This window comes from Pseudomonas wadenswilerensis (genome assembly GCF_024749185.1).
GTDB lineage: Bacteria > Pseudomonadota > Gammaproteobacteria > Pseudomonadales > Pseudomonadaceae > Aquipseudomonas > Aquipseudomonas wadenswilerensis.
This window is the reverse complement of sequence record NZ_CP087191.1, coordinates 1,895,316-1,921,530: the sequence shown is the minus strand read 5'-3', so window position 1 is coordinate 1,921,530 and position 26,215 is coordinate 1,895,316. Positions and strand designations below refer to the sequence as shown.

Sequence of the window (26,215 nt, the reverse complement as noted above, 5' to 3'; positions counted from 1 at the left end):
CTGCTCACACCTTGATGCAATCGACGGTATAGACCCGCCCCTGCGCTGTGGTTTCATGCTGCAGCCCATGCACATCCGCGACAAACCCGGGAAAACCGCTGTCAAAGGCGGCGGCAAAAGCCAGGTAGTCGATGATAGAACGCGTCGCCTCGGTAAAGCGCTCCCCCGGCATGATCAACGGAATTCCCGGCGGATAGGGCACCAGCATCACGGCAGCGATTCGCCCGAGCAACTGCTCGATCGGTACCGCTTCGACCTCCCCGCGCACCATCCGGTCATAGGCATCGGCGGGTTTCATCACCACTTCAGGCAAGCGCGTGAACAGCCGTTTGAGCTGCTTGGCAGTGGCATTACTGCGGTAACAGGCATGCAGTTGGTCACACAAATCCCGCAGCCCCAACCCTTGGTAGCGCACAGGATCGAGACCGGCGACACAGGACAGGCTTTCGAGTAAATCGGTATTGGCATCGTAGTTACGCTTGAACTCGAGCAGCTCGGTCAGCAGCGTGCTCCATTTGCCCTTGGTGATGCCCATCGAGAACAGCACCAGGAAGGTGTAAAGCCCGGTCTTCTCCACCACCAGGCCGCGCTCCCAGAGAAACTTGCTGACCACCGCGGCCGGAATCCCGTGCTCGCTCAAGGCACCGCCGGCGCTGAGGCCCGGCATCACCAGGGTGACCTTGATCGGGTCGAGCAGCACGTAGTCGTCACTGACATCGCCAAAACCATGCCAGTCGGCCTGGGGCTGCAGCAGCCAGTCTTCGGTCTTGACCTGCCTTGCACCCTCACCCAGCGGTGGCTGCCAGATGCTGAACCACCAGTCATCCGCAGCCATGTGCTCACGCAGGTTGGCCATGGCCCGGCGAAAGCTCAGCGCCTCATCGAACATTTCCTGCAGCAAGGAGCGCCCGGCCGGGCCTTCCATCATCGCCGACGACACATCCAGCGAGGCGAGGATGCTGTACTGCGGCGACGTGGAAATGTGCATCATGAAGGCTTCGTTGAAGCGATCGCGGTCCAGCTGCCGGGCACCGCCGTCCTGCACATGGATCATCGAAGCCTGGCTGAAGGCCGCCAGCAGCTTGTGGGTCGAATGCGTGCTGAACACCAGCGGGCTGTCGGCGCTGCGCGAAGTGCCCATGGCGTAGCGCCCGCGGAAGAACTCGTGAAACGCCGCATAGGCATACCAGGCCTCATCGAAGTGCAACACCTCGACACTGTTGCCCAGTTCCTGCTTGATCAGCTCGGCGTTGTAGCACAGCCCGTCGTAGGTGGAATTGGTCACCACCGCCAGCTTGACCTTGGGCGGGCGACCCCGGGCCAAAGGATTGGCCTGGATCTTGGCCTGGATCGATACCGGGCTGAACTCACTCAGCGGGATCGGCCCGATGATGCCCAGCTCGTTGCGTTCGGGGCACAGGTACAAGGGGATGGCCCCGGTCATGATGATCGCGTGGACCACCGACTTGTGGCAGTTGCGGTCCACCAGCACCAGGTCATCACGGCCGACCATCGAGTGCCAGACGATCTTGTTGGCGGTCGAAGTGCCGTTGATCACGAAGAAAGTATGGTCGGCGCCGAAGTTCTTTGCCGCCCGCGCCTCGGCAGCTGCCAGGGGCCCGGTGTGGTCGAGCAGCGAGCCCAACTCAGGGACCGACACCGACAGGTCCGAGCGCAGGGTGTTCTCCCCGAAGAACTGGTGAAAGGCCTGGCCGACCGGGCTTTTGCGATAGGCCACGCCACCGCCATGGCCGGGAGTGTGCCATGAGTAGTTCGATTGCGCGGTGTGCTGCACCAGCGCTTTGAAAAACGGCGGCAGCAGGCCATCCAGATAACTGTGCGCAGCCCGCGCCACCTGGCGGGCGAGAAACGGCACGGTGTCTTCAAACAGGTAGAGGATGCCGCGCAGCTGGTTAAGCTCACTGATGACATCGGCGGGAGCATTCTCCAGGGTCACCTGCTCGCCCAGGGCGAAGATCGGCAAGTGCGGTGCGCGCACCCTGGCCAGGCGAATCAGCTCGACCATGTTCTGTAAAAGGTGGGTATTTTCGCCAGCACCTTCGGCGGCAATCAGCATGCACGCCAGGCCATGATGGGTCGCGGCGACCAGGCGGCCTTCGGCGTAATCGACGGCCGGCAGGATGGTGAAGCCGTCCTGGGCCAGCTCCTGGGCAATACCGCGAACACGCTCGCCTGCGACCGTATCGGCCTTGATATCGCGATGCACGATCAGGACGGGGAACTTGAGGTCCTTGTACATGGGCGGGCGCTTCCTCCGGGTAACAGCTTTGTCACCTCAGGGTAGAAGGTCGCCAGCGCCCCTGCGCGGCAAATTGCCTCAGTTTGCTTCGGACAGCTGCTGCCACAGCGCCGGGCCACCGGCTGACTTGGCAATGGCCTCCAGACGCGCCATGTGCAGTTCAAGCTCCTGCTCGGTGGCGCGAATGATCCGCCCTGGCTGGCGGCTGGCGGGCAGGCGGCGGATCTCGCTGCCGCGGTTGTCGTCACCCTCTTCCTCACCATCGGCACCATGCCCGGCAAGCGACAGGCTGGTCTGGCCACCGGTCATGCTCAGGTAGACGTCGGCCAACAGTTCGGAGTCGAGCAGTGCGCCGTGCAGCTCACGGCCGGAGTTGTCGACGCCATAACGTTTGCACAGCGCGTCGAGGCTGTTGCGCTGTCCCGGATGGCGCGAGCGGGCCATCATCAGGGTGTCGAGGATGGTGCAGTGCTGGGAGATGTCGGCGCGGTCGTGCTGGCCGAGCAAGGCGAATTCGTTGTTGATGAAGCCAACGTCGAACGCCGCGTTGTGGATGATCAGCTGGGCGCCCTGGATGAACTCGAAGAACTCATCGGCGACTTCGGCGAATCGCGGCTTGTCGAGCAGGAAGGAGTCGGTGATACCGTGGACGCCGATGGCCCCCTCGTCACTTTCGCGGTCCGGCTGCAAATAGACGTGGAAGTGCCGTCCGGTCAGGCGCCGCCCCATCAGCTCGACACACCCGATCTCGATGACCCGGTGTCCGTCAGTCACCGGCATACCGGTGGTTTCGGTGTCGAGGACGACCGACCTGTTGTTCTGAATCTCCACGCCGATGGTCTCCTGCCGCGTACAGTCTGGTGAAAAGCCGGCCATTCTACCTCAGCTCAAGGAGGAGTGGCGGCCGGTGTGCTCAGCGCAGGCCACGGACCTCGTCAACACCACGGTTGGCCAACTGGTCGGCGCGCTCGTTGCCATGGTGGCCAATGTGCCCGCGTACCCATTTCCAGGTCACCTTGTGACGGCCAACCTGCTCATCGAGCAACTGCCAGAGGTCGGCATTCTTTACCGGTTCCTTGGCGGCTGTTTTCCAGCCGCGCTTCTTCCAGTTGACCATCCATTCGTTGATGCCTTTCATCACGTACTGGGAGTCGGTGACCAGCAGCACTTCGCACTCGCGCTTGAGTGCTTCCAGGCCCTTGATCGCCGCCATCAGTTCCATGCGGTTGTTGGTGGTCTCGCGTTCGCCGCCCCACAGTTCCTTTTCGACGCCCTTGCATACCATCAGCACGCCCCAGCCGCCCGGGCCAGGGTTACCCTTGCAGGCACCATCGGTGAAGATCTCGACGCTATCGCTCATTTACAGCCTTTTCATCAATGATTTGACCCCGTGCCCTTGGGGCCCGGAGCTCAGGGTTCGGAATGGCGCCGGTTGACCTTGGCCATCGGCAGCGGCAGCAGCTTGCCCATCGGCTCACGGCGCTCCAGGCGCAGGGGCCGCAAGCCGACCACCATCTTGCGCGCCACCAGCAGGTAGACACCGCCACCGGCACTCTGCCAGCCACCGGCGATCCGCTCCCAACCGGCCAAGCGCTGTTGCCAGGCGGGGGATGCGAGCGGCGGACGATAGCACCCGAAGCGGCGTTTCTCCAGCGCGAAGCCCAGCAGGTTGAGCCAGTCGCCAACCCGCGACGGGGAAATGCAGCGCGCCTTGCGCAGGGCATCATGGGCAAACACCCGGCGCACGCCCCAACTGCTCCAGGGGTTGATACCGACGATCAGCAGATGGCCGCCCGGGCGCACGCTGCTCGCGGCTTCACGCAGCAGGCCATGGGGCGACAGGCTGAAGTCCAGGCCATGCTGCAGTACCACGACATCGGCGGCATGCTCGCTCAGTGGCCAGGCCTGTTCTTCGCAGACAATCTCGACCCCGGGCAGCGGCGCGCCCAAGCGCACGTTGCGCTGCACCTGCGGGGCCTTGGGCGGCGCTTCGGCGCAGGGGCCGTAGTGCACCAGGTAACCACCGAAGTAACGCCCCAGTTCTTCCTCGAGCAGGCGTTGTTCCTCCTTGAGCATAAGTTGCCCGAGGGGGCCGGCGAACCAGTCGCGGGCCAGGTTGATCAGCTCCAGCCACTGCGGATCGGCCTGGGCGAAGGCTTGATCGGTCATTGCAGTCTCCCTTGAAGGTTCTCGACAGCGCGCATAGCTACTAAGATGCACCCATGTCCACCGTTTGGCGAATCGCACCATGATACAGATCGATGCCCTGCCCGCTTTCAACGATAACTACATCTGGTTGTTACAAGATTCTGCCAACCAGCGTTGCGCGGTGGTCGATCCGGGCGATGCAGCACCGGTACTGGGCTGGCTTGAACGCCATCCCGGCTGGCAACTGAGCGACATCCTCGTTACCCATCACCATCACGACCATGTCGGTGGCGTCGAGCAGCTCAAGGCGCAAACCGGCGCCACCGTGTACGGCCCTGCCCACGAGCGCATCCCCGGCCGCGACCAGGCCCTCGACGACAACGCCAGCGTGCGCGTTCTGGGTCTGGATTTCCAGATCATCGCCGTGCCTGGACACACCCTGGGACACATTGCCTATTATTGCCAGCAGACGGCCACGCCCGTGCTGTTCTGTGGCGATACCCTGTTCGCCGCCGGTTGCGGGCGCCTCTTCGAAGGCACGCCGGAGCAGATGCACCACTCCCTGCAACGCCTGGCCGCCCTGCCTGGCGAGACCCTGGTGTATTGCACTCACGAGTACACCCTCAGCAACCTGCGCTTTGCCCAGGCCGTGGAGCCTGGCAACCCGCACATTGCCCAACGCTTTGCCGACGTTACCCAGTTAAGGGCGCAGGATCGCATCACGTTGCCGTCAACCCTGGACCTGGAAAAGCTGACAAACCCTTTCCTGCGGACCACCGAAACATCCGTTAAAGAAAAACTAGACGAACGGAATGGCCCGATAAACCCCACGCCAAGTGCTGTTTTTGCTGGGTTACGTGCTTGGAAAGATAGGTTCTAAACAGCCCCTGCTGGTGACGGAAAGTTCTGAAAGGTTGACCGTTGGGGGGCCGCTTTCTAGAATCGCCCGACATTTTTGCCCGGAACTTCGTCCCAGCCAATGTCGTCCAATAGCCGCAGAACCTTCAATTCCGTCGCCCTGACGCGCCTGGCCCAAGCCAGTGCGCTAGCCCTGGCCGCCACTCTCGTGGGCTGCCAGAGCACCCGTCAAGTCGACGAATCCGACAGCGTTCGCGCGCACAACTACCAGGCACGGGCCAAGCAGAAACCGCTGATCGTACCGGTCAAGCCGGTCGAGCAGGCGCCTCAGGACGTCTGGGAACGCATGCGCCAGGGCTTTGTGCTGCAGGACGGCGTTGCGGTCAACCCGCGTATCGAACAGCAGCGCCTGTGGTTCGCCAGCAACCCCTCGTTCCTCGAGAACGCCGGCGACCGTGGCAGCCTGTACATCCACTACATCGTCGAACGCCTCGAAGAGCGCAACATGCCGCTGGAGCTGGCCCTGCTGCCGGCGATCGAGAGCGCCTACAACCCCATGGCCTATTCGCGGGCCCATGCGGTAGGCCTGTGGCAGTTCATCCCCTCCACCGGGCGTTACTTCAACCTGCGCCAGACCCGCTTCTACGATGGCCGTCGCGACATCACCGCCTCGACCAACGCCGCGCTGGACTACCTGAACCGCCTGCACGACATGTTCAACGGTGACTGGCTGCTGGCCCTGGCGGCCTACAACGCCGGTGAAGGCACGGTCAGCCGCGCCATCGAGCGCAATGAGAAGCTCGGCCTGCCAACCGACTACTGGAACCTACCGCTGCCGAAGGAAACCCGCGACTACGTACCCAAGCTGCTGGCCCTGTCGCAGGTGGTGATGACACCGCAGGCCTATGGCGTCAACCTCAACCCGATTGCCAACGAACCCTACTTCGAGGCCGTGGCGATCAAGGATCGCCTCGACCTGTCGCGAGTCGCCGCCCTGGCCGAGATCGACGAAGACGAACTGTTCCAGCTCAACCCGGCGTTCAAGAAGCGCATGACCGTCGACGGCCCGCAGCAGCTGCTGGTGCCGACCGCCAAGGCGCAACTGCTGACCGCCTCGCTGTCGAACATGAAGCCTGAAGAGCTGCTCAGCCTGCAGCCGAAAAAAGCCGTATTCGAAGCCGCCCTGGCCGAGGCTGCGCCGCGCACCACCACGATCCGCAACAGCCGTTACCGGGTCAAGCGTGGCGACAACCTGGCCAGCATCGCCAAGGCCAACAAGGTCAGCGTCAAGGACCTGCAACGCTGGAACAAGCTCTCCGGCAAAAACCTCAAGGCCGGCCAGACCCTGGTGATGCAGAGCACCCAGCCGGTTGGCGCGAAGAACCAGAAGAAATCCACCCAGTACAAGGTGCGCAAAGGCGACTCGCTGTACCTGGTGGCCAAGCGCTTCAACGTCGAGATGCAGCACCTCAAGCGCTGGAATCCACGCAGCGGCCACGCCCTCAAGCCGGGCCAGACCCTGACCGTCTACCTCAACCATTGAGGTCCGCGCTCCGGTCAGTGACCGGAGCCGCCTGCCCCGCCCCACGCGGCACTCTTTTTCCAGTCGATACAAGCTGTTACTGTAGCTGGAATAAAGCCCAAGCCGCCTGGATCGGATCTCGACTTGATACGTCCCCTCCTGTTGCTGTCACTCAGCCTGGCCTTGAGCTTTCCCGCGGGCGCGACAATCAGCGAAAGCCACGGTTACGCCCAGTTCGGCACGCTCAAGTATCCAGCCAAATTCACCCACTTCGACTGGGTCAATCCGCAAGCGCCCAAGGGCGGCACCTTGCGGGCCATGGCATTTGGCACCTTCGACACCCTCAACCCCTATACCTTCAAGGGCTCAAGCCCGGTCACCACGCCGAACTTCCTGCAGTACGGGGTGAGCGAGCTGAACGAAACCCTGATGGTCGGCACCGGCCAGTACGACCCGTCCGGCGATGAGGCCACGTCCAGCTATGGCCTGATCGCAGGCTCCGTCGAATACAGCGACGACCGTAGCTGGGTGGTGTTCAACCTGCGCCCCGAGGCGCATTTTCACGATGGCAAGCCGATCACCGCCGCCGACGTGGCGTTCTCCTATCGCACCCTGCTCAAGGAAGGTCACCCGATCTACCGGACCAACCTGCAGGAAGTACAGCGCGTCGACATCCTCAACCCGCGACGCATCCGCTTCGTCTTCAAGCGCGCCGGCAATCCGCTGCTGATCCTGCGCCTGGGCGAGATGCCGGTGCTGCCGGCGCATTACTGGAAAGGCCGCGACTTCAAGGCCACCACCTTCGAGCCGCCGCTGGGCAGCGGCCCGTACCGCATCACCCAGGTGCAGCCGGGGCGGCGCCTGGTGTTTGAGCGGGTAAAGAACTACTGGGGCAAGGACCTGGCGGTCAACCGCGGCAAGTACAACGTCGACCGCGTCGAGTACGAGTTCTATCGCGACAGCGCGGTGGCCTTCGAAGCCTTCAAGGCCGGCGAGTTCGACATTTACATCGAGCACCAGGCGAAGAACTGGGCCAACGGCTACAACTTCCCGGCGGTACGTCGCGGCGATGTGATCAAGGCGCAGATCCCGCACAAGATCCCGACCCAGACCCAGGGCCTGTTCATGAACAGCCGCCGGGCGACCTTCAGCGATGCGCGGGTGCGTCAGGCACTGGGGTTGATGCTCGACTTCGAATGGACCAACCGCGCCCTGTTCAGCAGCGCCTACCAACGCGCCAGCAGCTACTACCCCAACAGCGAGTTCGCTGCCAGCGGCCTGCCGGTGGGCAAGGAGTGGCTGCTGCTGGCCCCTTACCGCAAGCAACTGCCCACGGCGCTGTTCACCGAGCCGTACAAGGTCAGCCACACCGACGGGCGTGGCATCAACCGCCAGACCCTGCGCCAGGCCCTCGACTTGCTCGGCCAGGCCGGCTGGAAGCTCACAGGGCCGCGCCTGCTCAACAGTGCCGGGCAACCCTTGAAGCTGGAGCTGTTGCTGGTCAATCCGAACCTTGAACGGATCCTGCAACCTTATGTCGAAAATCTCGCCAGTATCGGCATCGAAGCGCGCTTGCGCACCGTAGACCGGGCCCAGTACAAACAACGCCTGGACCAGTTCGATTTCGACATGATTCTGATGACCCTGAACCAGACCCTGAGCCCGGGCCTTGAACAATGGCTGTACTTTCACTCAAGCCAGGCCTCGACCAAGGGCAGCAAGAACTATGCTGGCGTGAAAGACCCGGTGGTCGATCACCTGCTCGACACCCTGCTGGCCGCCCAGAGTCGCGAAGACCAAGTGGCTGCGGCGCGCGCCCTGGACCGGGTGCTGCTGTGGCAGTACTACATGATTCCCAACTGGTATCTCGACAACCACCGCCTGGCCTACCGCAATCGCTTTGCCTTTGTGGCCACGCCGCCCTACACCCTGGGGCTCAACAGCTGGTGGATCAAGCCTTCGGAGAAAGCCCAATGATGCCAATGTCCCGCCTGCGCCTGAAGGCCTGCGCACTGCTGCTGGCCTGCCTTGGCGGCCAGGCACTGGCTGCACCGCAACACGCCTTGACCCTCTACGACGAAGCGCCGAAATACCCGGCCAGCTTCAAGCACTTCGACTACGTCAACCCCGACGCGCCCAAGGGCGGCACCTTTCGCCAGGCCGGCTTCGGCGGTTTCGACAGCCTCAACCCGTTCATCAACAAGGGCGTAGCCGCCGACGACATTGGCCTGATCTACGACACCCTGATGACCCAGAGCCTGGATGAACCTTTCACCGAGTACGGCCTGGTCGCCGGCAAGATCGAAAAAGCCCCGGACAACAGCTGGGTGCGCTTCTACCTGCGCCCCGAAGCGCGTTTTCATGACGGCCACCCGATGCACGCCGAAGACGTGGTGTTCACCTTCAACACCCTGATCAAGCACGGCGCACCGCTGTACCGCGGCTACTACGCCGATGTCGCCGAAGTGATCGCCGAAGACCCGCAGCGGGTGTTGTTCAAGTTCAAGCACAGCAACAACCGCGAACTTCCGCTGATCCTCGGCCAGTTGCCGGTATTGCCCAAGCACTTCTGGGAAAGCCGCGAGTTCACCAAGGGCAACCTGGAAATCCCCCTGGGCAGCGGCCCGTACAAGGTCGCCGAGGTCAAGCCGGGGCGCTCGATCCGCTACGAGCGGGTCAAGGACTACTGGGGCAAGGACCTGGCGGTCAACCGTGGTTTCTACAACTTCGACGAGATGACCACCGACTACTACCGCGACAGCGCAGTCACCCTCGAAGCGCTCAAGGCCGGCCAGTTCGACTACCGCCTGGAAACCGCAGCGAAGAGCTGGGCCACCGCCTATGACGTGCCGGCAGTGCGGCAGAAGCGCCTGATCCTCGAAGAGTTGCCCAACGGCAACCCGACCGGCATGCAGGGCTTTATCTACAACATTCGCCGCCCGCTGTTCCAGGATGTACGGGTACGTGAAGCACTGAGCCTGCTGCTGGACTTCGAATGGACCAACAAGCAGCTGTTCAACGGTGCCTACACCCGCACCCGCAGCTACTTCGAGAACTCCGACATGGCCGCCCGCGACCTGCCCGACGCCGCCGAGCTGATGATTCTCGAACCGCTGCGCGGCAAGATCCCCGACCCGGTGTTCACCCGCGCCTTTGCCAACCCGGTTACCGATGGCAGCGGCATGATCCGCGAACAGCAGCGCAAGGCCTACAAGCTGCTGCAGGAGGCTGGCTGGCGCATTGTCGACGACAAGATGGTCGACGCCCAGGGCAAGCCGGTGTCCATTGAATTCCTCCTGGCGCAGACCGAATTCGAGCGCATCCTGCTGCCGTTCAAGCGCAACCTGGCGGACCTGGGTATCGACCTGGTGATTCGCCGCGTGGACGTCTCCCAGTACATCAACCGCCTGCGCTCGCGGGATTTCGACATGATCGTCGGCGGCTACCCGCAGTCCAACTCCCCGGGCAACGAGCAACGCGAGTTCTGGCAAAGCGCCGCCGCCGACAATCCCGGCAGCCGCAACTTCATCGGCCTGAAAGACCCGGCCATCGACACCCTGGTCGAGCAGTTGATCAACGCCGACTCGCGGCAAAGCCTGATCGAGCACTCACGGGCCCTGGACCGGGTGCTGCAATGGGGCTACTACGTGATCCCCAACTGGCACATCAAGACCTGGCGCGTGGCCTACTGGAACCACATTGGCCACCCCAAGGTTTCGCCCAAGTACGACATCGGCATCAACACCTGGTGGATCAAGCCGGATGTCGAGCCGGTGGTGCCGCTGAACCCGGCACCCGATGCACAACCGGCCGAAGGGGCGCAATAGCATGCTGGCCTATATCTTTCGCCGTTTGCTGCTGATCATCCCGACCCTGCTGGGCATCCTGATCATCAACTTCATCATCATCCAGGCCGCCCCCGGCGGCCCGGTGGAACAGATGATCGCCAAGCTCGAAGGCTTCGAGGGCGCCACCAGTCGTATCGCCGGTGGCGGCGCCGAAGTCTCCGTGGCCGGCTCCAACTACCGCGGCGCCCAGGGCCTGGACCCGGCACTGATCAAGGAAATCGAGCAGATGTACGGCTTCGACAAGTCGGCGCCGGAACGCTTGTGGATCATGATCAAGAACTACGCCCGGCTGGATTTTGGCGACAGCTTCTTTCGCGATGCCAAGGTCATCGACCTGATCATCGAAAAGATGCCGGTGTCGATCTCCCTGGGGCTATGGAGCACGCTGATCATGTACCTGGTGTCGATCCCCCTGGGAATCGCCAAGGCCACCCGTCACGGCAGCCACTTCGATGTCTGGACCAGCTCGGCGATCATCATCGGCTACGCCATCCCCGCTTTCCTGTTCGCCATCCTGCTGATCGTGCTGTTCGCCGGCGGCAGCTACCTGGACTGGTTCCCGTTGCGCGGCCTGACCTCGAACAACTTCGACGAGCTGAGCACCACCGGCAAGTTGCTCGACTACTTCTGGCACCTGGTGCTGCCGGTAACCGCGCTGGTGATCGGCAACTTCGCAACCATGACCCTGCTGACCAAGAACAGCTTCCTCGACGAAATCAACAAGCAGTACGTAGTCACCGCCAAGGCCAAGGGCCTGAGCCCCAACCGCGTGCTCTACGGTCATGTCTTCCGCAATGCCATGCTGCTGGTGATCGCCGGCTTTCCCTCAGCGTTCATCGGTATCTTCTTCACCGGCTCCTTGCTGATCGAGGTGATCTTCTCCCTCGACGGCCTGGGCCTGATGAGTTTCGAGGCGGCGATCAACCGCGACTACCCGGTGGTCTTCGGCACCCTGTTCATCTTCACCCTGCTCGGACTGGTGGTGAAGCTGATCGGCGACCTGACCTACACCCTGGTCGACCCACGCATCGACTTCGACAGCCGGGAGCACTGAGATGAACCTGTCACCTCTGAATCGCCGGCGCTTCGAGCGCTTCAAGGCCAACCGCCGCGGTTGGTGGTCGCTGTGGCTGTTCCTGATCCTGTTCGGCCTGAGCCTGGGCGCCGAACTGATCGCCAACGACAAGCCCCTGGCCGTGCGCTACGACGGCGAATGGTATTTCCCGGCGCTCAAGCGCTACCCGGAAACCACGTTCGGCGGCGAGTTCCCGCTGGAAGCCAACTACAAGAGCCCGTACATCCGCGAGCTGCTCGCCGCCAAGGACAGCTTCGTGCTGTGGGCACCGATCCCGTTCGGCTACCAGAGCATCAACTACGACCTCAAGGTCCCGGCCCCTGCCCCGCCGTCGGCGCAGAACTTGCTGGGCACCGACGACCAGGGCCGCGACGTGCTGGCACGGGTCATCTATGGTTTCCGTATCTCGGTGCTGTTTGCCCTGACCCTGACCATCCTCAGCTCGATCATCGGCGTGATCGCCGGCGCCCTGCAGGGCTTTTACGGCGGCTGGGTGGACCTGGTCGGGCAGCGCTTCCTGGAAATCTGGTCGGGACTGCCGGTGCTGTACCTGTTGATCATCCTCGCCAGTTTCGTGCAACCGAACTTCTGGTGGCTGCTGGGGATCATGTTGCTGTTCTCGTGGATGAGCCTGGTGGATGTGGTACGCGCCGAGTTCCTGCGCGGACGCAACCTTGAATACGTGCGTGCGGCGCGGGCACTGGGCATGCAGAACGGCGCGATCATGTACCGGCATATCCTGCCCAACGCAATGATCTCGACCATGACCTTCATGCCGTTCATTCTCACTGGCGCCATCGGCACCCTGACCGCCCTGGACTTCCTCGGCTTCGGCCTGCCGCCCGGTGCGCCATCGCTGGGTGAGCTGGTAGCCCAGGGCAAGTCCAACCTGCAAGCGCCCTGGCTGGGCATGAGCGCGTTTGCCGTGCTGGCGCTGATGCTCAGCCTGCTGGTGTTCATCGGCGAGTCCGCCCGCGATGCCTTCGACCCGAGGAAATGAGATGAGCAAGGAAACCTTGATCGAAGTCCGCGACCTGGCCGTCGAGTTCGTCACCGGCGATCAATCCCAGCGGGTGGTCGAAGGCGTCAGCTTCGACATCCGCCGCGGCGAAACCCTGGCCCTGGTCGGCGAAAGCGGTTCGGGCAAGTCGGTGACAGCGCACTCGATCCTGCGCCTGCTGCCCTACCCCCTGGCCCGGCACCCGAGCGGCAGCATCCTGTTCGAGGGTAACGACCTGCTGACCCTCGACGAGAAAAAGATGCGGCGCATTCGCGGCAACCGCGTGGCGATGATCTTCCAGGAGCCGATGACTTCGCTCAACCCGCTGCACAACATCGAAAAGCAGATCAACGAGATCCTCCTGCTGCACAAGGGCCTGCGCGGCAAGGCGGCCACTGAGCGCACCCTGGAGCTGCTGGCGATGGTCGGCATACCCGAGCCCCACAAACGCCTCAAAGCGCTGCCACACGAGCTCTCAGGCGGCCAGAGGCAGCGTGTGATGATCGCCATGGCCCTGGCCAACGAGCCGGACCTGCTGATCGCCGACGAACCGACCACGGCGCTGGACGTCACCGTGCAGCTGAAGATCCTCGAACTGCTCAAATCGCTGCAGGCCCGCCTGGGCATGGCCCTGCTGCTGATCAGCCACGACCTCAACCTGGTCAAGCGCATCGCCCACCGGGTCTGCGTGATGCAAAAGGGCCAGATCGTCGAACAGGCCGATTGCGAAGAACTGTTCCGCAACCCCAAACACCCCTACACGCAGATGCTTCTCGGAGCCGAGCCCAGCGGCGGCCCGGCCGGCAACCCGCCTGGCGCACCGATGCTGCAGGTCGAGGACCTGCGCGTCTGGTTCCCGATCAAGAAGGGCCTGCTGCGGCGCACCGTCGATTACGTCAAGGCGGTCGACGGCATCAACTTCGATCTGCCCCAGGGCCAGACCCTGGGCATCGTTGGCGAGAGCGGCTCGGGCAAGTCGACCCTGGGCCTGGCGATCCTGCGCCTGCTCGGCAGCCAGGGCAGCATCCGCTTCCAGGGTACGGCCCTGGAAAACCTGACCCAGCAACAGATACGCCCCCTGCGCCGGCAGATGCAGGTGGTTTTCCAGGACCCGTTCGGCAGCCTCAGCCCGCGCATGTGCGTCAGCGATATTGTCGGCGAAGGCCTGCGCATCCACCGCATGGGCAGCGCCGCCGAGCAGGAACAGGCGATCATTGCCGCCTTGCAGGAAGTAGGGCTCGACCCGCAGGCGCGGCATCGTTATCCGCACGAGTTCTCCGGCGGTCAACGTCAGCGGATTGCCATCGCCCGGGCATTGGTGCTCAAGCCTGCGCTGATCCTGCTTGATGAGCCCACCTCGGCATTGGACCGTACCGTGCAGCGCCAGGTGGTGGAACTGCTGCGCTCATTGCAGAGCAAATACAACCTCACCTACCTGTTCATCAGCCACGACCTCGCGGTGGTCAAGGCGCTCAGTCATCAGCTGATGGTGGTCAAGCAAGGTCAGGTGGTGGAGCAAGGGGTGGCGGCGGATATCTTTGCCGATCCGCAGCATGCGTATACACGGCAGTTGCTGGAGGCAGCGTTTCTGGCGCCAACACCGGCCTAGTCGCGTCGCCTGGATTGCGCCCGCTTCGCGCTCGATCGCTGGCAAGCCAGCTCCCACAGGGGCCAGTACATTCCTAGACCCTGAAAACAAAAAAGGCCGCATCAGCGGCCTTTTCTGTTTCAAGCATCAAGCACTCAGTAGCGAGTGATATCCGCCTTGGCTTCCAACTGCTTGCGGTACGCCGCGAAGTCCTGCTGGCCAGCACGCGAAGCGAGGAAGCGGCGGTAGGTCGCCTTCTCTTCTTCAGTGGCCGCAGCGCCTTCGTTGACGCCGTTCAGGCGCAGTACCACCAGGCTACCGTCCGCCAGGGTGACGCTGGTGTACACCGGCTTGTCCTTGGCTTCTGGCTTGCTCATGCGGAACACCGCCTGCAGCTCGACCGGGTCGATACCTTCCTGGCTGCGCGACACCGCTTCCTGGACCTTCCAGGCTTGACCATCCTGGCTGGCCGCCAGGGCAATCTTGCCATCGCGCAGACCGGCGATCAGGGCATCGGCCTTGGTCTTCAGAGCGGCAGTCGCCTGCTCTTTGGCCAGGTGCTTGCGGATGCTCTCGGAGACGACTTCAAGGCCCAGTTGCTCAGGCTTGCGGTGTTCCTTGACGCGCAGCACCACGATGGTTTCCGGATCCAGCTCGATCGCCGTGCTGTTGGAACCCTCTTCCAGCACTTCGGTGCTGAACGCGGCCTGGATCACGGCACGGTTGGCAGTGATGCCTTCGCCGCCTTCGCGACCGAACGCTGGCGAGGTGTGCACGTTGAGGCCCAGTTCCTGAGCCGGCTGGGCCAGGTCGGAGGCTTCGAATGCCGAGTCTTCCAGTTGCTTGGTCACTTCGACGAAGCGCTGTTCGACCTGCTGGGTCTTGAGCTCACGGGTCAGCTTGTCTTTCAGGCTGTCGAAGCTTGGCACTTCAGGCGCCTGCACATCGAGCAGCTTGATCAGGTGGAAACCGTATTCGGTACGCACCGGCCCCGAGACCTGGTCCTTGTTCAGCGCATACAGCGCATCTTCGAAGGCCGGATCATAGACGCCCTGCCCGGCATAGCCGAGGTCACCGCCGTTGCTGGCCGAGCCCGGGTCCTGGGAGAATTCCTTGGCCAGGGTGGCAAAGCTTTCGCCCTTGGCCAGACGCGCCTGGATCTCTTCGATCTTGGCCTTGGCCTGGCCCTCGTTCACCTTGTCGTTGATTTCGACAAGGATATGCGCGGCATGACGCTGCTCGGCGAGGTTGGCGATTTCTTTCTCATACAGTGCCTTGAGCTCGTCCTGGTTGACTTCAACCTGGTCGAAGAACGCGGATTTCTTCAGCTCGATGTAGTCGATGACGACCTGATCGGGGCTCATGAATTCCTTGGCGTGCTCGTCGTAGTGAGCCTTGATCTGCTCGTCGGTGACCTTGACCGCGGCCGGGTCGGCCTTGAACGTCAGCGAGGCGAAATCACGGGTCTGCTTTTCCAGGCGGGCAAAGGCGTCGACCTGGTCATCGGTGACAAAACCGCTGCCGGCAAGGCCGGTGCGCAGTTGGCCGATGAGCATTTCCTGGGCCAGCATTTCGCGGAATTGCAGACGGCCGTAGCCCATCTGGCGAATGACCTGGTCGAAACGCTCGGCGCTGAACTTGCCATCTTCCTGGAACTCAGGCGTTTGCAGGATCAGTTGGTCGAGGGCCGCCTCGGAGAAAGCGAACTTGGCGTCTTCGGCGCCCTGGAGCAGCAACTTGCGATCGATCAGCCCCTTGAGCGCGGCTTCACGCAGCATTTGCTCGTTGAGCATGGCCGGATCGAAATCCTTGCCCAGCTGTTGCATCAGCTGCCGACGTTGCATGTCGACGGCCTGGCTCAGCTCGTTCTGGCTGATCGTGTCGCCATTGACCTTGGCAGCGTCCTGGCTGTTGGTGGTGGCCTGGAAGATGGCATCGAAGCCGGTCAGTGCCATCAAGGCTACGATGACACCGATGATGGTCTTGGCAATCCAACCTTGTGAATTGTCCCTGATATTCTGCAGCATGCGTCCCCCAGAAACGGTTGTACTGAATGAACCAACCGTGGAGCGTGGGTAGAGTCCTGATAGAAGAAAGGCGCATCCGAGGATGCGCCTTCTCGTAACTGGCCGAGCGCCGGGAACCTGATATCAGGCCTCCCGGCGCTCGGCAGCCGGCCCAGGCGTGAGCCTGGCTCGGTTAGGCGTGAGCCTGAAGGAAGCGACTTAGTTGACGGCTTCTTTCAGTGCCTTGCCAGCCTTGAAGCCAGGCTTCTTGGCGGCAGGGATTTCCAGAGTCTTGCCGGTTTGCGGGTTGCGGCCGGTGCGAGCTGGACGGTCGGTGACGGAGAAGGTACCGAAACCTACCAGTACCACGGAGTCACCTGCCTTCAGGGCGCCGGTGACGGAATCAATTACTGCGTCCAGCGCTTTGCCAGCGGCAGCTTTCGAAATATCAGCAGATGCGGCGATAGCGTCAATCAGTTCCGACTTGTTCACTCTAAGTCCCCTTATATCTCTATTGAGTTTGTTTCTAAGTATGTAATGAAAAGCTAAACGAGCGCTGGGTGGCCTGTTGACACTTAAGTGCCGCTTTATAACAAGGGCCTGAAAATACTGTCAAGAAAGCCCCCCAGCCAAATACGTACTAATGTGTGCTGATTCTTTCCTTGGAATCGCTGTCGCGCTTTTCATCCTTGGCGACAATCTCCGGAGCCACATCGGGCAAGGGCTCCGGGGCGTATTGCAGCGCAATTTGGAGGACTTCGTCAATCCATTTGACCGGTTTAATCTGCAGATCCTGCTTAATATTCTCAGGAATTTCCTTCAGATCACGCACATTCTCTTCCGGAATGATCACCGTCTTGATTCCACCACGGTGCGCGGCCAGCAGTTTTTCCTTCAAACCGCCAATCGCCAGCACTTGACCACGCAGGGTAATCTCGCCAGTCATCGCCACATCGGCACGCACCGGGATCTGGGTCAGGGCCGAGACCAGAGCGGTGCACATGCCGATACCGGCACTTGGACCATCCTTGGGCGTGGCACCTTCGGGCATGTGGATGTGGGTGTCGCGCTTCTCGTGGAAGTCAGCAGGAATCCCCAGGCTCCTGGCCCGGCTGCGCACGACGGTTTGCGCGGCAGTGATGGACTCGACCATCACATCACCGAGCGAACCGGTCTTGATCAGCTGGCCCTTGCCCGGAATGACCGCGGCCTCGATGGTCAACAGCTCACCGCCCACCTGGGTCCAGGCAAGACCAGTGACCTGACCGACCTGATCCTGCTGCTCGGCCAGACCGTAACGGTATTTGCGCACGCCAAGGTAGTGCTCGAGCTGCTCGCCCGTGACCTTCACCGCCACTTGCTTGAGCCCGGAGTGCTCCTTGACCACCTTGCGGCAGATCTTCGCGATCTGGCGCTCCAGGCCCCGCACACCGGCTTCGCGGGTGTAATAGCGGATGATGTCGCGGATTGCCGAGACGTCTACCTCCAGCTCGCCCTTCTTCAGGCCGTTGGCCTTGATCTGCTTGGGCGACAGGTACTTGACCGCGATGTTGATCTTCTCGTCCTCGGTGTAACCCGGCAGACGGATGACCTCCATCCGGTCCAGCAACGCTGGCGGGATGTTCATCGAGTTGGAGGTGCAGAGGAACATCACGTCCGAGAGGTCGTAGTCGACTTCCAGGTAGTGATCGTTGAAGTTGTGGTTCTGCTCGGGGTCGAGTACCTCCAGCAGCGCCGAGGCAGGATCGCCACGCATGTCGCTGCCCATCTTGTCGATTTCGTCGAGCAGGAACAGCGGGTTGCGCACGCCAACCTTGGTCATTTTCTGAATCAGACGACCGGGCATCGAACCGATGTAGGTACGGCGGTGGCCGCGAATCTCGGCTTCATCACGCACGCCACCGAGGGCCATGCGCACGAACTTGCGGTTGGTGGCACTGGCGATCGACTCGGCCAGCGAGGTTTTACCCACGCCAGGCGGCCCTACCAGGCACAGTACCGGGCCACGGATCTTTTTCACCCGCTTCTGCACGGCGAGGTACTCAAGGATGCGCTCCTTGACCTCTTCCAGCCCGTAGTGGTCGGCGTCGAGGATTTCCTCGGCCTTGGCCAGGTCCAGGCGCACCTTGCTCTGAGCCTTCCACGGCACCTGCACCAGCCAGTCGAGGTAGGAACGCACCACGGTGGCTTCGGCCGACATCGGCGACATCTGCTTGAGCTTGTTCAGCTCGGCCTGGGCCTTGGCATAGGCATCCTTTGGCAGGCCAGCGGCGTCGAGGCGCTTTTTCAGCTCTTCGACTTCGTTGTGACCTTCTTCGCTGTCGCCGAGCTCTTTCTGAATGGCCTTCATCTGCTCATTCAGGTAGTACTCGCGCTGGCTGCGCTCCATCTGTTTCTTGACCCGGCCACGGATACGCTTCTCGACCTGCAGCAGGTCGATTTCGGCATCCAGCAGCGCCAGCACGTGTTCGACACGGGCAGACAGGTCGAGGATTTCGAGGATTTCCTGCTTCTGTTCGATCTTCAGCGCCATGTGCGCTGCCATGGTGTCGACCAGACGACCGGGTTCGTCGATGCTGTTGAGCGACGAAAGGACTTCAGCCGGGACTTTCTTGCCCAGCTGAACATATTGTTCAAATTGTGACAGCAAGCTACGGACGAAGACTTCAGACTCGCGCTCGGCAGCCTGGGACTCGTCGATCAGCGAGACTTCGGCACGAATGTGCCCGTCAACTTCGTTGAAACGCTCGACCGCACCGCGCTGTTCGCCTTCGACCAGCACCTTGACGGTGCCATCGGGCAGTTTCAGCAGTTGCAGGACGGTGGCGATGGTACCGACGCGGTACAGGGCATCTTCGCCTGGATCGTCGTCAGCGGGGTTCTTCTGGGCCAGCAGAAGGATCTGCTTCTCGCCCGTCATCGCGGCCTCAAGGGCCTCGATGGACTTCTCGCGCCCCACGAACAGTGGGATGACCATGTGCGGATAGACGACGACATCGCGCAATGGCAGGAGAGGCAAGTCGAGGGTGGTCTTCATGATTTCGCCTCTACAGCGGCCTTATGGCCGGAAACCGATGGAATTTGAGCGTGGAGTTAATGTGGGGGCAGGCCCGCAAAAAAACAAGCTCTGCGACAGGAAAAGCAAAGGGGCCCGAAGGCCCCTTGCTTGAATCGAGCCGCATGGCGACTCAGACGTCGGGTGCAGCCTTGGCTTGCGGCTCGCTGTTCTCGTAGATCAACAGCGGCTGCGAAGAGCCATCAATGACGCTCTCGTCGATCACCACCTTGCTGACATCCTTCTGCGAAGGAATCTCGTACATGGTGTCGAGCAGAATGCCTTCGAGGATCGAACGCAGGCCACGGGCCCCGGTCTTGCGCTCCAGGGCCTTGCGGGCCACTGATTTGAGCGCATCGCTGCGGAACTCCAGGTCCACGCCTTCCATTTCGAACAGCTTGGCGTACTGCTTGGTCAGGGCGTTCTTCGGCTCGGTCAGAATCTGCATCAATGCCGCTTCGTCCAGCTCGTCGAGTGTAGCCAGAACCGGCAGACGACCGACAAACTCCGGAATCAGACCGAACTTGACCAGATCGTCAGGCTCGACTTCACGCAGCGACTCGCCAACCTTCTTGCCTTCCTGCTTGCTGCGCACTTCGGCACCAAAGCCGATGCCGCCGCGGGTGGAGCGTGCCTGGATGACCTTTTCGAGGCCGGAGAACGCACCGCCACAGATAAACAGGATGTTACGCGTATCGACCTGCAGGAATTCCTGCTGCGGGTGCTTGCGGCCACCTTGCGGCGGAACCGAAGCGACCGTGCCTTCGATCAGCTTGAGCAGCGCCTGCTGCACGCCCTCGCCCGAAACGTCACGGGTGATCGAGGGGTTGTCCGACTTGCGCGAGATCTTGTCGATCTCGTCGATGTAGACAATGCCCATCTGGGCCTTTTCCACGTCGTAGTCGCACTTCTGCAGCAGTTTCTGAATGATGTTCTCGACGTCTTCACCCACGTAACCGGCTTCGGTCAGGGTGGTGGCGTCGGCGATGGTGAACGGTACATTCAACAGACGCGCGAGGGTTTCGGCGAGCAGGGTCTTACCCGAGCCCGTCGGACCGATCAGCAGGATGTTACTCTTGCCGAGCTCGACATCGTCGTTCTTCTTGTCGCGTTGATTCAGGCGCTTGTAGTGGTTGTATACCGCTACCGCCAGTACCTTTTTCGCACGCTCCTGACCAATGACGTACTGGTCCAGGATGGTGCTGATTTCTTTCGGCGAAGGCAGTTTATGCGCGCTGCTTTCGGCCTGGGCTTCCTGCACCTCCTCACGGATGATGTCATTGCACAGGTCGACGCACTCGTCGCAGATAAATACCGAGGGGCCGGCAATCAACTTGCGCACTTCGTGCTGGCTTTTGCCGCAGAAGGAGCAATAGAGCAATTTGCCGTTGTCCTCGCCGTTACGGGTGTCAGTCATTCGATCGATCCAATCCGGTAGGCTTGCAACACAAGATGAAGGCAATTGCGGGCTTTTTCAAGTCCGCAGGTAGGCGCAATGCGCGCCCGCCTGCTCTGGCACCCGGATTCAGGAGGCCAGTTGCCGCTTGTCGTAGACCGAGTCGATCAAGCCGTATTCGGCTGCGCGCTCGGCGCTCATGAAATTGTCGCGCTCGGTGTCACGCTTGATGGTCTCCAGGTCTTGACCTGTGTGGTAGGCCAGCAATTCGTTCAGACGCGACTTGATGGAAAGGATTTCCTTGGCGTGGATCTCGATATCCGTCGCCTGACCCTGGAAACCGCCCAGTGGCTGGTGAATCATCACCCGCGAGTTCGGCAGGCAATGACGCTTGCCTTTGGCACCCGCAGCCAGCAGGAAGGCGCCCATGCTGCAGGCCTGGCCGATGCAGATGGTCGAGACGTCCGGCTTGATGAACTGCATGGTGTCGTAGATCGACATACCGGCAGTCACCGAACCGCCCGGCGAGTTGATGTAGAGATGGATATCCTTGTCCGGGTTTTCCGCTTCAAGGAACAGCATCTGCGCCGCAACCAGGTTGGCCATGTAGTCCTCTACCGGGCCGACCAGGAAGATCACCCGCTCCTTAAGAAGGCGCGAGTAGATGTCATAGGCGCGTTCGCCACGAGCGGATTGCTCGATAACCATCGGGACCAGGCCGCCTGCGGCCTGGATGTCAGAGCTCTGCTGATAATAAGAATTGCGGGACATGTCCTGCACTCACTCCCAAATAGTCATGTCTTGAATACGCACAAGCCAGCTCGAAGGCTGGCTTGTGGTGTTTTCCTACGAAGCTGGCGTATTACTCAGCGGCGGCAGGGGCCTGGGCTGGTTTTACGGCGTCTTCGTACGAGACCGATTTGTCGGTCACAGTCGCTTTCTGCAGAACAGTATCCACAACTTGTTCTTCCAGCACAACCGAACGGACTTCGTTCAGTTGCTGGTCGTTCTTGTAGTACCAAGCCACGACCTGCTCAGGCTCCTGGTAGGCCGAGGCCATTTCCTGGATCATCTCGCGAACGCGGGCGTCGTCTGGCTTGAGGTCGAATTGCTTGACCACTTCGGCGACGATCAGGCCCAGCACGACGCGGCGCTTGGCTTGCTCTTCGAACAGTTCAGCCGGCAGTTGCTCAGGCTTGATGTTGCCACCGAACTGCTGAACGGCTTGAACGCGCAGGCGGTTCACTTCGTTTTCCAGCAGGGCTTTTGGCACTTCGATCGGGTTGGCAGCCAGCAGGCCGTCCATTACCTGGTTCTTGACCTTGGTCTTGATCGCCTGACGCAGTTCACGCTCCATGTTCTTGCGAACTTCGGTGCGGAAACCTTCCAGGGTTGCTTCCTTGATGCCGAACTGGGCGAAGAACTCTTCGGTCAGCTCAGGCAGCTTTGGCTCGGCAACGCTATTGACGGTCACGGTGAACTCAGCGGTCTTGCCAGCCAGGTCGAGGTTCTGATAATCCTCTGGGAAGGTCAGGTTCAGAACGCGCTCTTCACCGGCCTTGGCGCCAACCAGGCCTTCTTCGAAGCCCGGGATCATGCGGCCGGAACCCAGCACCAGCTGGGTGCCCTTGGCCGAACCACCAGCGAACACTTCACCGTCGACCTTGCCGACGAAATCGATGTTCAGCTGGTCTTCGTTCTGGGCAGCGCGGTCGGCGGCTTCGAAACGAACGTTCTGCTTGCGCAGCACTTCCAGCATGTTGTCCAGGTCGGCGTCAGCCACTTCGGCGCTCAGGCGCTCGACGGCGATCGACTCGAAACCGGCAACGGTGAACTCAGGGAACACTTCGAAAATGGCGACGTATTCCAGGTCCTTGCCTTTTTCGAACGATTTTGGCTCGACGGCAGGGGCGCCAGCCGGGTTCAGCTTCTGCTCGACCACGGCTTCGTAGAAGGAAGCCTGTACCAGGTCGCCGAAGGCTTCCTGACGGGCGGCGTCTTCGTAGCGCTGACGGATCACGCTCATCGGCACTTTGCCAGGACGGAAGCCTGGGACCTTGGCACGACGGGCAGTCTGTTGCAGACGCTTGTTGACTTCGGTCTCGACGCGCTCGGCCGGAACGGCGATGGTCATGCGGCGCTCGAGAGCAGAAGTATTTTCAACAGAAACTTGCATGGATATTCCTCGTTGCACAGACGTTAGCCGGCGATACCCGACTCCAGAATCAAGGGCAAGCATTCTAGTGGCTCAAAGGCCAGAAGTCACCCCGTTCAGGACGACGGGAAAGCACGCCGGTCCATTTCATTTACAGGCCTCGGCAAAAACCCTGCCTGAAGCCCCTCAACACAAGCAGGCAAAGGCCTGGACAGCACACTTGCAGTCGTGACCGCCCCGCCTGCGGGCCCGCTGATAATTCTTGTCAAAACACTACAAAACCGAGCGACGGCGTTATGGCTTCAGCTCGATTTCGTTGATCACGCAATACCCTTCCCAGTCCATCCCCAAGGCTTCGGCAGCTTCGCGGTGCACCTCAAGGCGCATGACCTCAAGCTCCTCAGGGGATTCGGCGATCAGTTGCAGGGTCAACTCCCAAGGTTCAACCCCCTGCTCCTGCGCGGCATCCTCGAAGGCCCAAAGGACCTGCTGAGCCTGCTCGTGCTCGCTAAGCCCGGCGATTTCCTCACGCATCTGCGGATTGGCATCGAGATAGCGCTGCAGGGCGATGGCCTGGCGTTCAAGTGAAATCATCTTGCTCTTCCTTCCTGCGACCGGACGCCCGATCACTGTTTCAACCGGCTGAAATCTATCAGCTTTTGGTCGATTGTCACCAGAGCGTAAAAAGATGTCAGAATAATCCATTCCGGCTGTCGGAAATACCCGAGGCCGACGCCTCGACCAATTGTCCAGGCCCCGACAGCCCGATAAGCTAGCAATACGCCATATCGGTAATACTTTTCATTCCTACCTACCAACTCAATGGAATGACCAGCACCACTGCAAGGATGACCCCCGTGCCGAACAAACTGCTCGCCGCCAGCTGCCTGGCACTCACCTGCCTAACTGCCAACGCCACTTTGCTGGAGGCGTCATTCGACCCTGATGCACGCTATTCGATCGTGAGCATGACCGGGGATGCGGCCGAGCGCACAGTCATCACCCAGCGCGTCGGCTTGAGCGGCACCAGCTACAGCGCTCGCCAGATCGATTGCACAAACCGCACCGTACGCTTCCTGGGCTCAGGTACTTCGCTGGAGGACCTGAAAAGCGCAGTCGCCGACAAGGAATCCACCCCTATCTTCAAGGGATCGCTGGCCAGGGCCATCAGCGAGGAAGCCTGCGGTGAAACGAGCGGGCCAGACACTGTCGTGAGCAGCACCGTGACCTCTGGCACTGAACCTGCTGTCGAAGCCCAATAACGCAGCACCCACCCCAGGTTGCGATCAACACCCGCCCGAACCGTATGGCGCCCGTCGCCCTGGCAGCACTCAATGACCTTCGTTAATTGCACCGAGGCATGAACCCCAGAAACGAAAAAAGCCGCACAAGGCGGCTTTTTCGAGGCGTTCACGCACTTCAACGAAGAGCGGTGAAAGCTTGGATGGTGCGGACGAAGAGACTCGAACTCTTACAGCTTGCGCCGCTGGAACCTAAATCCAGTGTGTCTACCAATTTCACCACGTCCGCATGAAACGCTTAAAACAAAGGCGCCGGATTTTCATCGGGCGCCTTTGGGAATATGGGGTGGACGATGGGAATCGAACCCACGACCACAGGAATCACAATCCTGCGCTCTACCAACTGAGCTACGTCCACCATATTGCATTGGCCGCTTTGCTTGTGTCAAAGCCGCCTGTTGGTACATTCACGCACTTCAGCGAAGGGCGGTGAAGTTTGGATGGTGCGGACGAAGAGACTCGAACTCTTACAGCTTGCGCCGCTGGAACCTAAATCCAGTGTGTCTACCAATTTCACCACGTCCGCATGAAGCTTTTAAAGCAAAGGCGCCAGATTTTCATCGGGCGCCTTTTGGAATATGGGGTGGACGATGGGAATCGAACCCACGACCACAGGAATCACAATCCTGCGCTCTACCAACTGAGCTACGTCCACCATATTGCAGTTACCGCTTTACTTGTGCCAAAGCTGCCGATTGGCGCACCCGGCAGGACTCGAACCTGCGACCATCCGCTTAGAAGGCGGATGCTCTATCCAGCTGAGCTACGGGCGCATATTTAATCTGCTTTCTGTTACGATTACAAATTAACTTTTAGCCGTACCGAACAAGCTAAAAATCCGCTCATTCTGCCTGACCTTGCTAACCAGTGCTAGGCTCTGCCCGACAAGTGCGACGAATGTTATAGACGAGTGGCAAAGTCGTCAACTATTTTTTGAAAAAAATTCATTTTATTGAAGGGCTTAGGGCAATTGCCGGACCAAGCGCCTTTGCCCTCGGGCCCCTTCATGCGAGAATGCGCGCTCTTTTTATTCCCTCTCGATGGTTAATCACGCGTCATGACTGCACACCTTATCGACGGCAAGGCGATCGCCGCCAGCCTGCGCCAGCAGATCGCCCAACGTGTCGTGGAGCGTCGCCAGCAAGGCCTGCGTACGCCTGGCCTGGCGGTGATCCTGGTCGGCACCGACCCCGCTTCTCAAGTCTATGTCTCGCACAAGCGCAAGGATTGCGAAGAGGTCGGCTTTATCTCCCAGGCCTTCGACCTGCCCAGCGATACCACGCAGCAAGCCCTGACCGAGCTGATCGATCGCCTTAACGATGACCCGAACATCGACGGCATCCTCCTGCAGCTGCCGCTGCCGGCGCACCTGGACGCCTCGCTGCTGCTCGAGCGCATTCGCCCGGACAAGGACGTCGACGGTTTCCATCCTTATAACGTCGGCCGCCTGGCCCAGCGAATCCCGCTGCTGCGCCCGTGCACGCCAAAAGGCATCATGACCCTGCTGGAAAGCACCGGTCAGGACCTGTACGGCATGAACGCGGTTGTCGTCGGCGCCTCCAACATCGTTGGCCGGCCGATGGCGATGGAACTGCTGCTGGCCGGTTGCACCGTGACCGTCACCCACCGCTTCACCAAGGACCTGGCCGGCCACGTTGGCCGTGCCGACCTGGTGGTAGTCGCCGCCGGCAAGCCGGGCCTGGTCAAGGGCGAGTGGATCAAGGAAGGCGCGATCGTCATCGACGTCGGCATCAACCGTCAGGAAGATGGCAAGCTGGTTGGCGATGTGGTCTACGAGACTGCCCTGCCCCGCGCTGGCTGGATCACTCCGGTGCCGGGTGGCGTCGGGCCGATGACCCGCGCGTGCCTGCTGGAGAACACGTTGTATGCGGCCGAAGCACTGCATAAGTAAGTGCTGATGGCGGGATAAGAAACGGCACCGGTGAAGGTGCCGTTTTTTTTGTGCCTGGCGTCAGGGGCTCATCGCGGCTCAAGCCCGCTCC

General features: G+C 61.2%; 20 protein-coding genes and 5 tRNA genes. 9 read left to right on the top strand and 16 right to left on the bottom strand.

The window, feature by feature from the left end:
• Window positions 1–4: 4 nt before the first annotated feature.
• The 4 genes from LOY45_RS08855 to LOY45_RS08840 form a co-directional block, all read right to left on the bottom strand.
• Complete coding sequence (locus LOY45_RS08855; RefSeq protein ID WP_134063458.1) at window positions 5–2,260, bottom strand: Orn/Lys/Arg family decarboxylase; 2,256 nt, start codon at window positions 2,258–2,260, stop codon at window positions 5–7.
• 78 nt (window positions 2,261–2,338) lie between these two features.
• Window positions 2,339–3,136 carry a DNA polymerase III subunit epsilon gene (gene dnaQ, locus LOY45_RS08850; RefSeq protein ID WP_134063460.1) on the bottom strand — a complete coding sequence of 266 codons (798 nt, stop codon included), beginning with the start codon at window positions 3,134–3,136 and terminating at the stop codon, window positions 2,339–2,341.
• A 37-nt stretch (window positions 3,137–3,173) separates the two neighbouring features.
• Window positions 3,174–3,620 (bottom strand): ribonuclease HI, encoded by a 447-nt coding sequence (gene rnhA, locus LOY45_RS08845; protein WP_115087893.1) that lies wholly within the window; start codon window positions 3,618–3,620, stop codon window positions 3,174–3,176.
• Between the two features lie 50 nt (window positions 3,621–3,670).
• Window positions 3,671–4,429, bottom strand: coding sequence for a class I SAM-dependent methyltransferase (locus tag LOY45_RS08840; RefSeq protein WP_258578977.1), 759 nt, complete (start codon window positions 4,427–4,429; stop codon window positions 3,671–3,673).
• A 79-nt stretch (window positions 4,430–4,508) separates the two neighbouring features.
• Between LOY45_RS08840 and gloB the strand changes: the two genes are divergently transcribed.
• The 7 genes from gloB (at window position 4,509) to LOY45_RS08805 (ending at window position 14,320) form a co-directional block, all read left to right on the top strand.
• Complete coding sequence (gene gloB, locus LOY45_RS08835) at window positions 4,509–5,288, top strand: hydroxyacylglutathione hydrolase (protein WP_115087895.1); 780 nt, start codon at window positions 4,509–4,511, stop codon at window positions 5,286–5,288.
• A 99-nt stretch (window positions 5,289–5,387) separates the two neighbouring features.
• On the top strand, window positions 5,388–6,809 hold the full coding sequence (locus tag LOY45_RS08830) for a transglycosylase SLT domain-containing protein (RefSeq protein WP_258578976.1): 1,422 nt from the start codon (window positions 5,388–5,390) through the stop codon (window positions 6,807–6,809).
• Between the two features lie 123 nt (window positions 6,810–6,932).
• Window positions 6,933–8,765, top strand: a complete 1,833-nt coding sequence (locus LOY45_RS08825; RefSeq protein ID WP_205125915.1) for an extracellular solute-binding protein — start codon at window positions 6,933–6,935, stop codon at window positions 8,763–8,765.
• Window positions 8,762–10,615, top strand: a complete 1,854-nt coding sequence (locus tag LOY45_RS08820; protein ID WP_258578975.1) for an extracellular solute-binding protein — start codon at window positions 8,762–8,764, stop codon at window positions 10,613–10,615. Before LOY45_RS08825 ends, LOY45_RS08820 begins: the two co-directional genes overlap by 4 nt.
• A gap of 1 nt (window position 10,616) precedes the next feature.
• Window positions 10,617–11,690 (top strand): microcin C ABC transporter permease YejB, encoded by a 1,074-nt coding sequence (locus LOY45_RS08815; RefSeq protein WP_134063464.1) that lies wholly within the window; start codon window positions 10,617–10,619, stop codon window positions 11,688–11,690.
• Between the two features lies 1 nt (window position 11,691).
• Window positions 11,692–12,711 carry an ABC transporter permease gene (locus tag LOY45_RS08810; protein WP_258578974.1) on the top strand — a complete coding sequence of 340 codons (1,020 nt, stop codon included), beginning with the start codon at window positions 11,692–11,694 and terminating at the stop codon, window positions 12,709–12,711.
• A 1-nt stretch (window position 12,712) separates the two neighbouring features.
• A complete protein-coding gene (locus tag LOY45_RS08805) occupies window positions 12,713–14,320 on the top strand; it encodes an ABC transporter ATP-binding protein (RefSeq protein WP_258578973.1) in 1,608 nt (535 codons plus the stop codon).
• Window positions 14,321–14,454: 134 nt separating this feature from the next.
• Here LOY45_RS08805 and LOY45_RS08800 read toward each other — a convergent pair whose 3' ends face one another.
• The 7 genes from LOY45_RS08800 to LOY45_RS08770 all read right to left on the bottom strand — a co-directional run bounded on the left by LOY45_RS08800 (window position 14,455) and on the right by LOY45_RS08770 (window position 23,505).
• Window positions 14,455–16,326: a SurA N-terminal domain-containing protein gene (locus LOY45_RS08800; RefSeq protein ID WP_115087901.1), complete on the bottom strand. Its 1,872-nt coding sequence runs from the start codon at window positions 16,324–16,326 to the stop codon at window positions 14,455–14,457.
• Between the two features lie 198 nt (window positions 16,327–16,524).
• Window positions 16,525–16,797, bottom strand: a complete 273-nt coding sequence (locus LOY45_RS08795; protein WP_115087902.1) for an HU family DNA-binding protein — start codon at window positions 16,795–16,797, stop codon at window positions 16,525–16,527.
• A 148-nt stretch (window positions 16,798–16,945) separates the two neighbouring features.
• Window positions 16,946–19,342, bottom strand: a complete 2,397-nt coding sequence (gene lon, locus LOY45_RS08790; protein WP_115087903.1) for an endopeptidase La — start codon at window positions 19,340–19,342, stop codon at window positions 16,946–16,948.
• A gap of 151 nt (window positions 19,343–19,493) precedes the next feature.
• Window positions 19,494–20,777: an ATP-dependent Clp protease ATP-binding subunit ClpX gene (gene clpX, locus LOY45_RS08785; protein ID WP_010224368.1), complete on the bottom strand. Its 1,284-nt coding sequence runs from the start codon at window positions 20,775–20,777 to the stop codon at window positions 19,494–19,496.
• Between the two features lie 108 nt (window positions 20,778–20,885).
• Entirely contained in the window at window positions 20,886–21,527 is a 642-nt protein-coding gene (gene clpP, locus LOY45_RS08780; protein ID WP_010224369.1) for an ATP-dependent Clp endopeptidase proteolytic subunit ClpP, read from the bottom strand.
• A gap of 91 nt (window positions 21,528–21,618) precedes the next feature.
• Window positions 21,619–22,932, bottom strand: coding sequence for a trigger factor (gene tig / locus LOY45_RS08775; RefSeq protein ID WP_134063468.1), 1,314 nt, complete (start codon window positions 22,930–22,932; stop codon window positions 21,619–21,621).
• A 273-nt stretch (window positions 22,933–23,205) separates the two neighbouring features.
• Window positions 23,206–23,505: a DUF6388 family protein gene (locus tag LOY45_RS08770; protein ID WP_115087905.1), complete on the bottom strand. Its 300-nt coding sequence runs from the start codon at window positions 23,503–23,505 to the stop codon at window positions 23,206–23,208.
• 263 nt (window positions 23,506–23,768) lie between these two features.
• On the opposite strand from LOY45_RS08770, the gene LOY45_RS08765 reads away from it, so the two are divergent.
• Window positions 23,769–24,173 (top strand): hypothetical protein, encoded by a 405-nt coding sequence (locus tag LOY45_RS08765; RefSeq protein ID WP_115087906.1) that lies wholly within the window; start codon window positions 23,769–23,771, stop codon window positions 24,171–24,173.
• A 183-nt stretch (window positions 24,174–24,356) separates the two neighbouring features.
• On the opposite strand, the gene LOY45_RS08760 is transcribed toward LOY45_RS08765, so the two are convergent.
• The 5 genes from LOY45_RS08760 to LOY45_RS08740 all read right to left on the bottom strand — a co-directional run bounded on the left by LOY45_RS08760 (window position 24,357) and on the right by LOY45_RS08740 (window position 24,985).
• Window positions 24,357–24,441 (bottom strand) — tRNA-Leu (locus tag LOY45_RS08760).
• A 53-nt stretch (window positions 24,442–24,494) separates the two neighbouring features.
• Window positions 24,495–24,570 (bottom strand) — tRNA-His (locus tag LOY45_RS08755).
• A gap of 83 nt (window positions 24,571–24,653) precedes the next feature.
• Window positions 24,654–24,738 (bottom strand) — tRNA-Leu (locus LOY45_RS08750).
• Between the two features lie 53 nt (window positions 24,739–24,791).
• Window positions 24,792–24,867: transfer RNA gene (locus tag LOY45_RS08745), tRNA-His, on the bottom strand.
• A gap of 41 nt (window positions 24,868–24,908) precedes the next feature.
• Window positions 24,909–24,985, bottom strand: a tRNA-Arg gene (locus LOY45_RS08740).
• Window positions 24,986–25,269: 284 nt separating this feature from the next.
• Here LOY45_RS08740 and folD point away from each other — a divergent pair.
• A complete protein-coding gene (gene folD, locus LOY45_RS08735; RefSeq protein ID WP_115087907.1) occupies window positions 25,270–26,124 on the top strand; it encodes a bifunctional methylenetetrahydrofolate dehydrogenase/methenyltetrahydrofolate cyclohydrolase FolD in 855 nt (284 codons plus the stop codon).
• The last annotated feature ends 91 nt before the right edge of the window (window positions 26,125–26,215 follow it).

Bases quoted from the DNA above. Each gene is read 5' to 3' on its own strand.
- lon (WP_115087903.1), bottom strand. From the start codon at position 19,342: ATGAAGACCACCCTCGACTTGCCTCTCCTGCCATTGCGCGATGTCGTC.
- LOY45_RS08800 (WP_115087901.1), bottom strand. From the start codon at position 16,326: ATGCTGCAGAATATCAGGGACAATTCACAAGGTTGGATTGCCAAGACC.
- gloB (WP_115087895.1), top strand. From the start codon at position 4,509: ATGATACAGATCGATGCCCTGCCCGCTTTCAACGATAACTACATCTGG.
- LOY45_RS08770 (WP_115087905.1), bottom strand. From the start codon at position 23,505: ATGATTTCACTTGAACGCCAGGCCATCGCCCTGCAGCGCTATCTCGAT.
- LOY45_RS08820 (WP_258578975.1), top strand. From the start codon at position 8,762: ATGATGCCAATGTCCCGCCTGCGCCTGAAGGCCTGCGCACTGCTGCTG.
- LOY45_RS08805 (WP_258578973.1), top strand. From the start codon at position 12,713: ATGAGCAAGGAAACCTTGATCGAAGTCCGCGACCTGGCCGTCGAGTTC.
- tig (WP_134063468.1), bottom strand. From the start codon at position 22,932: ATGCAAGTTTCTGTTGAAAATACTTCTGCTCTCGAGCGCCGCATGACC.
- LOY45_RS08810 (WP_258578974.1), top strand. From the start codon at position 11,692: ATGAACCTGTCACCTCTGAATCGCCGGCGCTTCGAGCGCTTCAAGGCC.
- rnhA (WP_115087893.1), bottom strand. From the start codon at position 3,620: ATGAGCGATAGCGTCGAGATCTTCACCGATGGTGCCTGCAAGGGTAAC.
- dnaQ (WP_134063460.1), bottom strand. From the start codon at position 3,136: ATGGCCGGCTTTTCACCAGACTGTACGCGGCAGGAGACCATCGGCGTG.
- LOY45_RS08855 (WP_134063458.1), bottom strand. From the start codon at position 2,260: ATGTACAAGGACCTCAAGTTCCCCGTCCTGATCGTGCATCGCGATATC.
- LOY45_RS08840 (WP_258578977.1), bottom strand. From the start codon at position 4,429: ATGACCGATCAAGCCTTCGCCCAGGCCGATCCGCAGTGGCTGGAGCTG.
- clpP (WP_010224369.1), bottom strand. From the start codon at position 21,527: ATGTCCCGCAATTCTTATTATCAGCAGAGCTCTGACATCCAGGCCGCA.
- folD (WP_115087907.1), top strand. From the start codon at position 25,270: ATGACTGCACACCTTATCGACGGCAAGGCGATCGCCGCCAGCCTGCGC.
- LOY45_RS08830 (WP_258578976.1), top strand. From the start codon at position 5,388: ATGTCGTCCAATAGCCGCAGAACCTTCAATTCCGTCGCCCTGACGCGC.
- clpX (WP_010224368.1), bottom strand. From the start codon at position 20,777: ATGACTGACACCCGTAACGGCGAGGACAACGGCAAATTGCTCTATTGC.
- LOY45_RS08815 (WP_134063464.1), top strand. From the start codon at position 10,617: ATGCTGGCCTATATCTTTCGCCGTTTGCTGCTGATCATCCCGACCCTG.